The sequence below is a fragment of the Desulfosarcina sp. genome (assembly GCF_046496365.1).
Lineage (GTDB): Bacteria > Desulfobacterota > Desulfobacteria > Desulfobacterales > Desulfosarcinaceae > Desulfosarcina.
Genome location: NZ_JAWOHB010000125.1, coordinates 37384 through 49038 on the forward strand (window position 1 = coordinate 37384; position 11655 = coordinate 49038).

At 54.9% G+C, this 11655-nt stretch carries 13 protein-coding genes and 2 tRNA genes; 8 read left to right on the forward strand and 7 right to left on the reverse strand.

Annotated elements, in window-relative coordinates:
- Positions 1-63 precede the first annotated feature (63 nt).
- From groL to R6V78_RS11455, 4 genes are all read right to left on the reverse strand, one after another.
- Entirely contained in the window at positions 64-1725 is a 1662-nt protein-coding gene (groL, locus tag R6V78_RS11440; RefSeq protein ID WP_410289494.1) for a chaperonin GroEL, read from the reverse strand.
- A gap of 40 nt (positions 1726-1765) precedes the next feature.
- A complete protein-coding gene (gene groES / locus R6V78_RS11445; RefSeq protein ID WP_410289495.1) occupies positions 1766-2053 on the reverse strand; it encodes a co-chaperone GroES in 288 nt (95 codons plus the stop codon).
- A gap of 290 nt (positions 2054-2343) precedes the next feature.
- Positions 2344-2628, reverse strand: a complete 285-nt coding sequence (locus tag R6V78_RS11450) for an FmdB family zinc ribbon protein (protein WP_410289496.1) — start codon at positions 2626-2628, stop codon at positions 2344-2346.
- 115 nt (positions 2629-2743) lie between these two features.
- A complete protein-coding gene (locus R6V78_RS11455; protein WP_410289497.1) occupies positions 2744-3295 on the reverse strand; it encodes a hypothetical protein in 552 nt (183 codons plus the stop codon).
- 133 nt (positions 3296-3428) lie between these two features.
- Here R6V78_RS11455 and R6V78_RS11460 point away from each other — a divergent pair, with 133 nt between their 5' ends.
- Positions 3429-3527, forward strand: coding sequence for a 30S ribosomal protein bS22 (locus R6V78_RS11460; protein ID WP_073474648.1), 99 nt, complete (start codon positions 3429-3431; stop codon positions 3525-3527).
- Between the two features lie 91 nt (positions 3528-3618).
- Here R6V78_RS11460 and hflC read toward each other — a convergent pair whose 3' ends face one another.
- Both hflC and hflK read right to left on the reverse strand, forming a co-directional pair.
- On the reverse strand, positions 3619-4611 hold the full coding sequence (hflC, locus tag R6V78_RS11465) for a protease modulator HflC (protein WP_410289498.1): 993 nt from the start codon (positions 4609-4611) through the stop codon (positions 3619-3621).
- Positions 4608-5579: an FtsH protease activity modulator HflK gene (gene hflK, locus R6V78_RS11470; protein WP_410289499.1), complete on the reverse strand. Its 972-nt coding sequence runs from the start codon at positions 5577-5579 to the stop codon at positions 4608-4610. The genes hflC and hflK overlap by 4 nt, the downstream gene beginning before the upstream one ends.
- A gap of 415 nt (positions 5580-5994) precedes the next feature.
- Between hflK and R6V78_RS11475 the strand changes: the two genes are divergently transcribed.
- On the forward strand, positions 5995-6312 hold the full coding sequence (locus R6V78_RS11475; RefSeq protein ID WP_410289500.1) for a DUF721 domain-containing protein: 318 nt from the start codon (positions 5995-5997) through the stop codon (positions 6310-6312).
- 48 nt (positions 6313-6360) lie between these two features.
- Positions 6361-7083 carry a tRNA1(Val) (adenine(37)-N6)-methyltransferase gene (locus tag R6V78_RS11480; RefSeq protein WP_410289501.1) on the forward strand — a complete coding sequence of 241 codons (723 nt, stop codon included), beginning with the start codon at positions 6361-6363 and terminating at the stop codon, positions 7081-7083.
- Between the two features lie 62 nt (positions 7084-7145).
- Here the strand turns inward: R6V78_RS11480 and R6V78_RS11485 are convergent, their stop codons facing one another.
- Positions 7146-8474, reverse strand: coding sequence for a DUF1015 domain-containing protein (locus R6V78_RS11485; protein WP_410289502.1), 1329 nt, complete (start codon positions 8472-8474; stop codon positions 7146-7148).
- A 206-nt stretch (positions 8475-8680) separates the two neighbouring features.
- Between R6V78_RS11485 and R6V78_RS11490 the strand changes: the two genes are divergently transcribed.
- The 5 genes from R6V78_RS11490 to recR form a co-directional block, all read left to right on the forward strand.
- Positions 8681-8773 (forward strand) — tRNA-Ser (locus tag R6V78_RS11490).
- A gap of 100 nt (positions 8774-8873) precedes the next feature.
- Positions 8874-8967: transfer RNA gene (locus R6V78_RS11495), tRNA-Ser, on the forward strand.
- A gap of 159 nt (positions 8968-9126) precedes the next feature.
- Positions 9127-10803 (forward strand): DNA polymerase III subunit gamma/tau, encoded by a 1677-nt coding sequence (gene dnaX, locus R6V78_RS11500; protein ID WP_410289503.1) that lies wholly within the window; start codon positions 9127-9129, stop codon positions 10801-10803.
- Between the two features lie 12 nt (positions 10804-10815).
- On the forward strand, positions 10816-11127 hold the full coding sequence (locus R6V78_RS11505; RefSeq protein WP_410289504.1) for a YbaB/EbfC family nucleoid-associated protein: 312 nt from the start codon (positions 10816-10818) through the stop codon (positions 11125-11127).
- On the forward strand, positions 11127-11655 hold a 529-nt coding region (gene recR, locus R6V78_RS11510; RefSeq protein ID WP_410289505.1), incomplete at its 3' end, for a recombination mediator RecR. The genes R6V78_RS11505 and recR, both read left to right, overlap by 1 nt.

Consider the following 11655-nt stretch of genomic DNA (forward strand, 5'->3'; position numbering starts at 1 on the left):
CCGCATGAACCCATGCGGGGGCGTTGCTGGCAATATCCGATTTCAACGGGGCGAACCCCTCGATTACATCATGCCGCCCATGCCGCCCATGCCACCCATGCCGCCCATACCGCCGGCACCGGCGCCGGCCATCGGGTCGGCGGCCTTGTCATCGGGCTTGTCTGCAATCATGGCCTCAGTGGTGAGCATCAGTGACGCCACGCTGCCTGCGTTCTGAAGGGCGAAGCGAACCACCTTGGTCGGGTCGATGACACCGGCCTCAATCAAATCTTCATACTCATTGGTAGCCGCATTGAATCCCATGGCGCCTTCGGCGTTTTTGACCTTGTCGATCACCACGCTGCCTTCGTAGCCGGCGTTGGATGCGATTCGGCGCAGGGGCTCCTCGATGGCGCGCATGACCACCTTGACGCCCAGTTTCTGGTCGGCTTTGATTTTAATCTTGTCCAGCATGGGAAGGGTGCGAACCAGAGCGACGCCGCCGCCGGGAACGATGCCCTCTTCGACTGCTGCGCGGGTCGCGTTAAGGGCGTCCTCTACGCGGGCTTTCTTCTCTTTCATTTCGGTTTCGGTTGCCGCGCCAACGTTTATCACGGCCACGCCGCCGATCAGTTTGGCCAGACGCTCCTGCAGCTTTTCACGATCGTAGTCCGAAGTAGTTTCATCGATCTGGGCCCTGATCTGTTTGACGCGGCCCTCCAATGCGGAACGCGCACCGGCACCATCAACGATGGTGGTGTTGTCCTTATCGATGCTGATGCGTTTGGCCTTGCCCAGGTCGGTAAGGGTCAGATTTTCGAGTTTGATGCCCAGATCTTCGGAAACAACCTGACCACCGGTGAGGATGGCGATATCCTCCAGCATGGCCTTACGGCGATCGCCGAATCCGGGGGCTTTGACGGCTGCCACCTGAAGGGTGCCGCGCAACTTGTTGACCACCAGGGTGGCCAGCGCTTCGCCGTCAACGTCTTCGGCGATGATGACCAGCGGTTTGCCCATCTTGGCCACCTGCTCGAGCACCGGCAGCAGGTCCTTCATGTTGCTGACTTTTTTCTCATTGATGAGGATGAAGGGGTCTTCAAGGGAAGCGACCATCTTTTCTGGGTCGGTCACAAAGTAGGGGGACAGGTAGCCGCGGTCGAACTGCATACCTTCAACCACGTCAAGGGTGGTTTCCATGCCCTTGGCTTCTTCTACGGTGATCACGCCCTCCTTGCCGACCTTGTTCATGGCCTCGGCAATGATATTGCCGATGGTTTCGTCATTGTTGGCGGAAATGGTGCCCACCTGAGCAATTTCACGCTGATCCTTGGTCGGCTTGCTCATCTTGTGAAGCTCTTTGACGGCTACCTCTATGGCCTTTTCGATGCCGCGTTTGATGGCCATGGGGTTGTTGCCGGCGGCAACGAGCTTCTGGCCTTCCTCGTAGATGGCGCGGGCGAGAACCGTTGCCGTCGTGGTTCCGTCACCGGCCATATCACTGGTTTTGCTGGCCACTTCCTTAACCATCTGAGCGCCCATGTTTTCGAACTTGTCTTCCAGCTCGATCTCCTTGGCAACGGTGACCCCGTCTTTGGTAACGGTGGGGGATCCCCATGACTTATCAATAACGACGTTTCTACCCTTGGGGCCTAAGGTGACAACCACTGCATCGGCAAGCGCCTTGACGCCGTTGAGCATTGCTTCGCGGGCTTTCATGTCATATTTAATCACTTTACCAGCCATTTTTCGTAACCTCCATATCTAAGCGTTAATAGAATTTTTATTACTCAATGACGCCGAGCACGTCGTCTTCGCGCATGATCAGATACTCCTCACCGTCGATCTTTACTTCGGTGCCTGAGTATTTACCGAACAGAATCCGGTTGCCGACCTTGATCTCCAGTGCGATACGCTTGCCGTCATCACCGACTTTTCCATTTCCCACGGCCTTGACTTTGCCTTCGGCCGGTTTTTCCTTGGCAGTGTCCGGGATGATAATACCACCTTTGGTTGTGGTCTCTTCTTCGACGCGCTGCACCAGAATACGATCCTGCAATGGTCTGAGTTTCATGTTTCCGTTTCTCCTTTTTCGTTAAGACGCTTGTTGATCACCAAAAAACCAAACCTACACGATTACTTTTTGTGGCTCCGCCGGCAGAGCCTTTTTTAATAATGAACAATACCGCATGCGCTGAATATTTTTCAGGATAATAAAGATCCAGTAAACTAATCACATGTCATGATTTGTAAAGCGAGAAAGTATATTTAATGCGTGGTTTCCAATGGCTTCCTTTTTTCCGGGCTATCGGGATTTTGGCCGGCTCGCAAAACGCCGGCAATGCAGGCTCCGCCCGGCGATCGTTAAGCATCGGTCTTGGGCGCTTTGGATTCGGGCGCTTTAGCAGGACTCTTTTTATTGTCAGACGGCGGTGCTTCTGAATTCTTGCTCTCCACTGCGGATGCCGCTTTTTTGGAATAGTCCGTCACATACCAACCGGTGCCCTTCAGGTGAAAGCTGCTCTGGGAAATCAGTCGGTTCAATTTTCCCGAGCAATACCTGCATGTGCTCAGCGGGGCGTCTGAAAATTTCTGGATGGCCTCTTGAATTTCTCCGCACTTCGTACATTGGTATTCGTACAGCGGCATGATCCGAATCTCCTGTAAATTAACGCAAAAAATTAAATATAATAGGATGTTCCGTCGATTGGACTGCACTAATATATGTCATGTTTCATGCTTGTCAAGAATCTGCAGATGAAAATCAGGGGATGGTTTTCAATCCATCCACGGGGGTGCGCCATGTGGCGTAAAAATCTAGTACGATGTCCAATCCATGGGCTTTTACAGGGTCGAGGATATCGTGGGTGATGCGGTGTACGCGGCGTTCTTCAACGAGTTTTTCAGTCTCGTTGGCCTTAAAGTTCTGCAGGAAGCGGCTGAAACGCACGATGTGGACCAGTTCATGGGTGACCACGTACAAGGCGAAGGGGGCGAGCGCCATTTGTGGATGAGCCTTCAATATTTCCAGGATGGCATGGTCCTGAATACAGATTTTGTAGAAGTCGTATGCGCTTGATCCTAAAACGCCGCCTTTGAGTTTGCCCTCATAGCGGATGATTTGGGCAAAGGGACCGCTGACGATTTCATCTTCGGTCAGGTCTGCCAGGGTTTTGACATCGTATTTCGGGTGCAGCCATTGACTGGCCGACATTTTATAGTGATTGCTGACCAGCTCTTCCGCCATGGCTACGGCAGTGTTGACCAGATTCAGTTCATCGTGCTTAAATGGGGTCAGGCCAGCCTTTTTTTGCATGAAATTCCTGTAGCATACACCTTTTCAAGGATCAATGGCTTTAGGGCCCCGGAAAAAAATATGGACAAGGCAAGGGTGATGGTATAAAAGAACAGGTTTAACCGAATACCATATTGTGAATGGGGGTGATCAGTTGGGCAGCGTAATCAAGAAACGCAGAAAAAAAATGCGCAAGCATAAGCACCGTAAGCTGTTGGCCCGCACGCGGCATCAGAGAAGAAAGGGTAAATAATGCTACCTGCACCCTTCTGTGATGGATACCGATAAAAAAGCACCGACACAACCCGCGTCGGTGCTTTTGCCGGCTTGGTTTAAAAACAAGGTCAGGGTCTGCTTGGCGTCCGACCTTCATAGCCTTTCATGTACTTGAAGATTTCCGAGTCCGTCGACAAGATGATTGAGCTGTTTTCGGAGAGCGCCTCGTTGTATACCTCCAGTGTTTTCACGAAGGAATAAAATTCCGGATCCAGCCCGTAGGCCTGTGCATAGAGTTTGGTTGATTCCGCATCCGCCTTGCCCTTGATTTCCTGGGCCGTCCGGTAGGCCTCCGATTCGATGCGCTTTAAGTCGCGCTCCTTGTCTCCAAGGATCTTCTGGGCTTCACCTTTTCCCTCGGACCTGAATTTCTGGGCGATCTGTTTTCTCTCGGCGATCATCCGGTCGTAGACCGATTTTCTGACTTCCTCGACGTAATTGACCCGTTTGATCTTGACGTCCATCAGTTCGATGCCGAAATTGATCAGCTTGGGCCTGGCCTGAGTCAGTATGCCGTTGTCAATTGCATCCCGGCCGATCATCACCTGGGAATACCTCACCGGCATTTGGTCCGCCGCTTCGGTTTCCTGATTTTCGCCCACAACTGCTTCAGTGATGGTTCCCAAATCCTCGAAAGTGTCCAGTTCGCGGTTGCTGTTGCGCACCGCCTCGATGAGACGGTTGGCGGTGATGAAGTTTCTGACCGTGGGGTCAATGATCTCGTCCAGCCGCTGCTGGGCCTGGTGAAGATATCCCACCGTCTTGAAAAAGACCTCCGGGTCGACGATCCGCCAGCGGGCAAATGCGTTCACCCAGATATAGGTCTTCTCACGGGTGGGAATCTGTCCGGGATCCCCGTCCCACTCCTGCAGATTTTTGGGATAAATGATGGCTTTTTCGATGACCGGAAGTTTGAATTTCAGACCGGGTGTGGTCGAGGAGCGATGGATTCGATCGAAACGGGTGATCACGACCTGCTGGGTTTCGTCCACCGTGAAGGCAGTGATGTACAGCGTCAATACAATTGCACCGGCGATGACCAGCAATATTTTAATTTTCATTTGGATTCACCCCCACTGTTTCCGAGGTTCAGGAGCGGCAGAACATTCTTCTGGTCGGCATCGACGATGAACTTGCGATCGATCTTGGGCAGCAGTTCCTTCAACGATTCCAGATAAAGCCGCCGTTTGGTCACATCCTGGGCTTTGACATATTCCCGGTAAAGGTCCTGGAAGCGGGCCGCATCACCCTGGGCGCGGTTGACACGATCCAGGGCATAGCCCTCGGCGGCCTTGATGGTCCGCTCCGCTTCACCCCTGGCGGCCGGAATGGCCTTGTTATAGTCTTCCCTGGCCTGGTAGATCATTTTCTCCTTTTCCTGGGTGGACTGGTTGACTTCATTGAAGGAGGGCTGAACGGTTAAGGGGACATTGGTCTTTTTCATCTCTATCGTGACCACGTTGATGCCGGTCTCCGCCTGGTCCAGTTCCTCCTGGAGCACCTGGTGCGCCTCCACGGCAATTTCGTCCCGCTTGCTGATCACCTCGTTGATGCTGCGGTCTCCCACCACCAGACGCATGCTCGATTCAGACAGGTCGCGCAGCAGACCGTTGGGGTCCTTGACTTTGAACAGGTAGTCGTAGGGATCCTTGATTCGGTATTGAACGATCCAGGGCACCACCGCCACGTTGAGATCACCGGTGAGCATCAAGGAGATGTCGCTCTCCTCCGCCGCCGATGTGAATTCGCGGCTGGATTGACCATTATCCGACTGAAAACCGAACTCTTCCCGGTAAACGCGGTCAAGGCGCACTTTGGTGACCTTTTCAATGCCGAAGGGCATTTTGAAGTTGGCCCCGGGTTCCGCAATCCGGATAAACCTGCCGAAACGCTGAATCACGCCTACCGAACCCGACTCGATGGTGAAAAAGACCGAGTAGCCGAACATCAATACCGCGATGGCAATGATGATCAGCAGCGATCCACCCGGCAGCTTGAATTTTTTCAACTGTTTGATAATATCATCCATTTGCGGGGGAACCCCGCCGGGTTGCTGATGTTGCCGGTTTAGCTTTTCCCAATCCCAAGCCATTTTTTATCCTTGTGTGGTTGTGTTGCCTGCATGGTTATTACCGTCGCCCGCATGGTGGTTGGCATGCCCTACGAATCGCGGGCAGTGGTGACAACAACGATGTTTCGGCTGGATTTTTTATTGCGACGGTAGAAAGCGTATTACTGGCCCTAGACAATTTGTGAACGTACGATAATTTAAGATTGGCGTCCGGCTAAGTCAAGGGAAATCGGTTGGCACAGCGCTTCCGATCATTTGGTTGCCGCCTTGATTTCCATTTTGAGGGCGCCTGGTCCCGGTTTGTCTTGACTTCCGCAAAGGCAGTTTCTATATCGACTCCATCGCGCAAGCCACCCTGGGAGTTTCATACTGCATGGAGAAAAAGCGTCTTTCCAACAAAACCTTTACACCCATTGGCCGGGTGCTGGAATCGATTCTGGATCAATGCCGGTCCGACAGCGCCGGCGGTATCCTGCACCTGAGACATGTGTGGGAAAACGCAGTGGGGCCACCGATTTCAGACAATGCCAAGCCCTTTGCCGTAAAAGGATCGCTGTTGCTGGTGCATGTATCCAGTTCTGCATGGCTGCACCAACTGCAGTTTCTGAAAACCGAATTGCTGGACAAACTCAACCTCCGACTCAAAAACCAACGGGTCGAGGATATAAAATTCAAAATCGGCCCGTTGTAGTGCCGGCCTGAACCAGAATCCACCTTTTCCGGATGGGCGCCCATTGGTATGCAACCGCTGACGCATGACCGTTTCTTCAACGGCAACATCATCTTGAATCAACCAAAGAGCGGTTACCGGTTCTCCATTGATGCGGTTATTCTCGCTCACCTGGCCGGTCCGGCACCCGGTGAGACTGTTCTGGATCTGGGCACGGGCTGCGGCGTGATTGCCATCATGCTGGCCTTTCGGCATGCCGATATCCAGGTGATCGGAATTGAGATTCAGCCCGAGCTGGCCAGCCTCGCCCGACAGAATGTGGCCGACAACCGGATGACCGACCGGATCCGTATCATGGGAAAGGATATGATCGATCTGTCGCCAACGGATATTGGGGGGCCGGTTGATCTGGTGGTGACCAACCCGCCGTACCGCAAACGCGAAAGCGGCCGGATCAATCCCGACAACCAGAGGGCCCTTGCCAGGCATGAACTGGCGATCGATCTTGAGTCGCTGCTGCTGACCGCACGGCGGTTATTGCGCAAGTCCGGGCGGATTACCATCATTTACCCGTCGGCCCGGGCGGTGGATCTCATGGCGGCCATGCGCGCAACCGGGCTGGAGCCCAAAACCATGACGTTGATCCACGCCAGTGCGGCCTCATCGGCCCGACTGGTGGCGATTACGGGGATTAAAGGGGGTCGACCGGGGCTCGAGACTGGCCCGCCGCTTACCCTGTATCGTATGGATGGCGCCTACACCCGGGCTGTCGAAGCGATGTTTTCCGCCTGATCTGCATCCGGATCGAATACGGCTGTCGGCGCAGCCGGGTTGGTTTTCAAACCCGGCCCGCGTCACTCCATCAGCGTATTGATGACCAGGCCGGATTGCACCTTCGGGTAGAAGTAGGTGGACTTGCGGGGCATGATCAACCCTTTGTGGGCGACCTCTTGGACCTGTTCGATGCGGGTGGGGTTGAGAATAAATGCCGCATCGTAGGCACCGCTGTCGATTGAAGACAGCGCCTTGTCTGCCGAGCTGGTGTAACCGATGAGCTGTTCGTTGTCCAGTCGTGCCTGGTCAAATCCAAGCACCTTCATCAACACCAGGTGGGTCAGAACCGATACATCCAGCAACCGCAAGGATTCATCCAGTTCGTTTTTGAACAACTGATCCATAATGCCGGCTTTGAGTGTCAAGAGGTGGAAAGCCGTCGATTTGTGGGCATACATGCCGATCGACTGTCGGTCTTTGCCAGCCGCCAGATCGGCCAAAAAGGTGCCTTGGATCTGTCGGCGGTCAACTGGGGAAAAGGGGTATTCGGCGACCGTGAAGTAGGTGGGGATAATTTCCATCGCCCGTCGCAGATTCTCGACACCGACCGCTTTAAGGAGGCGATGGGCCGCTAAAATAATCATTCCCGGATCGCGCATACTGCAAAGGTACATCATGACATAGTTGGCCGGATGCTGGTCGCTAAAGGACGGATCGGTGTCCTGCAGGTATTTTCTGAAATTCAAGGCGGTTTCGTAGCGGTGGTGGCCGTCGGCGATTAACAGCCGCTTGTCCTGCATGGCTTCAGCCACGCGCCGGTGGATTGCCGGATCGAGGATTCGCCACAACCGGTGCCGGTGGCCCTGGTCATCCATGAAATTCACGATGGGTGCGGATTTGTCCACAGATTGCTCGAGTGTGCCCAGAATTCCGTCATCATCCGGATACAGTGAAAAGATCGGGCAATAGTTGCAGTGGGTGGCCTTGATCAGTTCGAGTCTTTCGGACCTGACTTTAGAAAAGGTTTTCTCATGGGGCAGAATCACGCCTTTTTCGAACGGCTCCAAACCGACCCGTGCAATTAAGCCAAAGCGGGTGATGGTGCGTGCCTCATGGACGTAGGTGATGGCTTTGAGGTACACGGCCGCTTGATCGTCCTGTTTGAGAATGCCTGCTGACATCCATTGCCGGAAATAGGCCGCTGATCGCGTGTGGGGGTTGTTTCGGGCGGTGTCGCCCGCTTCGCTGCGGCCCAGGATCAGGCGGATAATATTGTAGGGGTGCCTTTCGTAAAAGGTCACCTGCTCTTCAGGCGTGATCACATCGTAGGGCGGTGCGGTGACGGCCGCGCTGTCGGCAACTATTTCCGGATTGTAAAGGACGCCCCTAAAGGGTTCAACGGTGGCCATGGATCGTCATTTCCTTTCTTTTTCCCAAAGTCGGATCACAAATCGGGTCTAATACTATAGGAGATGCAATTCATTCAAGAACAATCCTTTTATGCGTTGGCCGCCGTGGTCCGCTGAACCGGACGGAAGGGCGAATTTGAGGGTTGACAAACCGATCGCAAAAAGGATATCGAAGCGTTTTTTAGCCTGGTGCCTGTGAGGGGGAAGGAGAGGTGGCCGAGAGGCTGAAGGCCCCGCTCTCGAAAAGCGGTATCCTGCCAAAAGCGGGATCGTGGGTTCGAATCCCACCCTCTCCGCCAATACCGGTTGTCTTCACGGTCCTGGGAGGGCGCACCCGCTGCCTGCCCCCTGCTTCTTGAGGATTCGCACCAGCAGCGTTCAGTTTTGTCTGCCTCACGCGGAGAGATGTCCGAGTTGGCTGAAGGAGCACGACTGGAAATCGTGTGTGTCGTTTATAGCGGCACCGAGGGTTCGAATCCCTCTCTCTCCGCCACTGTTTTTTACATCCGTCCCACCTTGCACCCCGCGGATCCGTTTTTTCAGACCGATTCCCATGGCCCCTGACGGACGGAATCCAGGATATCGCGGTTCGCCGTCCAACGGCAGCCGGGATACATGCAGGCGGCAAATTGGCGTTCAAGGGACCGATCAAATGGCTTATCTGGTTTTAGCACGCAAATACCGGCCGCAGACATTTGAAGACGTGGTCGGCCAGGAGCATGTCACCCGGACGCTGAAAAATGCCATCCGCGGCAACCGGGTGGCGCATGCCATTTTGTTCTCCGGACCGCGTGGAACCGGCAAGACCACCGTTGCCCGGATTCTGGCCAAGGCCATGAACTGCGAATCCGGACCGACGCCGACACCGTGCAACACCTGCCGGTCCTGTGAGGATATTACCGCTGGGCGCGGCGTGGATGTGTTCGAAATTGACGGCGCCTCCAATAACAGTGTAGACCAGGTCAGGGAGCTCCGCGACAACAGTCGGTACATGCCGGCCCACAGCCGCTACAAGATCTACATCATCGATGAAGTTCATATGCTGAGCATTGCCGCCTTCAATGCCCTGCTCAAAACATTGGAAGAACCACCGGCCCACGTCATGTTTTGCTTCGCCACCACCGAGGTGCATAAAATACCGATCACGATTCTCTCCCGCTGTCAGCGCCACGATCTGCGGCGGATCGATCTTGCAGCCATTTCGCAGCAGATGGAGACCATCTGCCGGCAGGAGGCGGTTTCCGTCTCTGAAGGCAATCTACGCACCATCGCCCGTGAGGCCGGCGGCAGCATGCGGGATGCCCTGAGCCTGCTGGACCAGATCCTGGCCTGCAGCAACGGCAACGTGGATGACGAATATGTGACCAATCTGATGGGGGGCATGGACCGCCAACTGCTTTTCGATCTTTCCGCGGCTGTTTTCGCCAGGGACATCTCGCGCATATTGGCCCTGATCGACGCCATCTTTAACAGCGGTCAGGATTTAAAGCGGTTCTACACCGATCTGTTGATGCATTTTCGCCATCTGATGCTGGTCAAAATGAATGCCCGCCCCGAACTGCTGGTGGATCTTTGCGCCACCGAAATTGAAACCCTGACCCGGCAAGCGGAGGGGGTTTCCATTGCCCATATCGATCAGGTATTCTCCTTGCTGTTCAACGCCGAGGCCAGTGTTCGGCATGCCTCCCAGCCCAGACTGGCTATCGAGCTGGCCTTTTTCAAGATCCATCAGGTCATCCCGGCGCTACCCATCGATTTATTGATCGAACGGTTGGACAGCCTTTTAAAAGGCCCCAATCTGAAGCCGCCGGCGGGGATCGTGGAGGCTCAGTCAACCTACGGCGACCTCAAGGCGCCAGCGCCTGTGTCGGATCCAGACGGCCATACGCGGGCGGGTGATCAGGAGACGACTGTCAACCCCGTGGAGGATGAACCGTCGGCTGATCCAGATGCGCTTCGGCCGGCCGGCGATGCCGACTGGGGCCGGATGGTTGCCATAATCGCACAAACGAAGCCGTCGATTGCCGCCGCGCTTTCGCGGTCGCAATTGGTGTCTGTTTCGGAACAGGCCTTCCAGGTGGCGGTGCATGACAGCGACTACACCATGAACCTGGTAAAAAAGAATCTGGCCATGATCGACGCGGTTTGCCGCGACCATGCCGGCAGGGGGATTCAGGTCACCTTTTCCAGCGATGACGCGGGTGTCAAGCATGCTGCAGCGGGGAAACAGCAGGTCAACGACATCAAACAGCAACTGCTCAATCACCCCTTGGTTGCGGATGCGGTTGATATTTTCAAGGGAAAAATCGAAGAGATAAAAATAAATTAGGAGGGGACGTCGATGAAGGGCATGGGAAACATGATGAAGCAGGCCCAGAAACTGCAGTCCAAGATGCTGCGCATGCAGGAGGAACTGGCCGCTAAAACCGTTGAAACGACAGCCGGCGGCGGGATGATCACCGTGGTGGCTAACGGCGCCCAGCAAATCGTCTCCATCAGGATCGAAAAAGAGGTCGTCGACCCAGATGATGTGGAGATGCTTCAGGACTTGATCCTGGCCGCGGTGAATGACGCCCTGGCGAAATCCCAGGAGATGGTTTCCGGAGAGATGGGCAAGCTCACCGGGGGCATGAAGATCCCCGGATTGATGTGATGGACCATTACCCGGGCTCGATCAAAACCTTGATCAGAAGCTTGGCCCGACTACCGGGCATCGGTCAGAAAACCGCCGAGCGTCTGGCGATGCACATCCTCCAGCAACCGGATGAAGATGCGCACCAGCTGGCCAGAAGCATTGTGGAACTGAAAAAGAAGCTGCGCCTGTGTGTGCGCTGTTTTTCGCTCAGTGATGATGTGCTTTGCCGGATATGCAGTGACGCTTCCCGTGAAAGTAGCCTGATCTGTGTGGTGGAGCAGCCTGCCGATATGGCGTCCATCGAAAAGTCAGGCGCCTTCAGGGGACGATACCATGTTCTGGGGGGTGTCCTTTCCCCCATGGATGGCATCGGTCCCAAGGATATAAAAATTGCGGAACTGGTGGCCCGGGTGGAAAAAGAAGGTCTGCGCGAAATCATTCTGGCCACCGGCACCAATGTGGAGGGTGAAGCCACGGCCGCCCCGCGGCCGCGGCACCGCCACCCGCACCCCGCCGCCGACCGCTGCACCCCGCCGCCGACCGCTG

What these genes read in the sequence shown, in the direction of transcription:
- groL (WP_410289494.1), bottom strand. Translation starts at nt 1,725, where the DNA reads ATGGCTGGTAAAGTGATTAAATATGACATGAAAGCCCGCGAAGCAATG.
- groES (WP_410289495.1), bottom strand. Translation starts at nt 2,053, where the DNA reads ATGAAACTCAGACCATTGCAGGATCGTATTCTGGTGCAGCGCGTCGAA.
- R6V78_RS11450 (WP_410289496.1), bottom strand. Translation starts at nt 2,628, where the DNA reads ATGCCGCTGTACGAATACCAATGTACGAAGTGCGGAGAAATTCAAGAG.
- R6V78_RS11455 (WP_410289497.1), bottom strand. Translation starts at nt 3,295, where the DNA reads ATGCAAAAAAAGGCTGGCCTGACCCCATTTAAGCACGATGAACTGAAT.
- hflC (WP_410289498.1), bottom strand. Translation starts at nt 4,611, where the DNA reads ATGAAAATTAAAATATTGCTGGTCATCGCCGGTGCAATTGTATTGACG.
- hflK (WP_410289499.1), bottom strand. Translation starts at nt 5,579, where the DNA reads ATGGATGATATTATCAAACAGTTGAAAAAATTCAAGCTGCCGGGTGGA.
- R6V78_RS11475 (WP_410289500.1), top strand. Translation starts at nt 5,995, where the DNA reads ATGGAGAAAAAGCGTCTTTCCAACAAAACCTTTACACCCATTGGCCGG.
- R6V78_RS11480 (WP_410289501.1), top strand. Translation starts at nt 6,361, where the DNA reads ATGCAACCGCTGACGCATGACCGTTTCTTCAACGGCAACATCATCTTG.
- R6V78_RS11485 (WP_410289502.1), bottom strand. Translation starts at nt 8,474, where the DNA reads ATGGCCACCGTTGAACCCTTTAGGGGCGTCCTTTACAATCCGGAAATA.
- dnaX (WP_410289503.1), top strand. Translation starts at nt 9,127, where the DNA reads ATGGCTTATCTGGTTTTAGCACGCAAATACCGGCCGCAGACATTTGAA.
- R6V78_RS11505 (WP_410289504.1), top strand. Translation starts at nt 10,816, where the DNA reads ATGAAGGGCATGGGAAACATGATGAAGCAGGCCCAGAAACTGCAGTCC.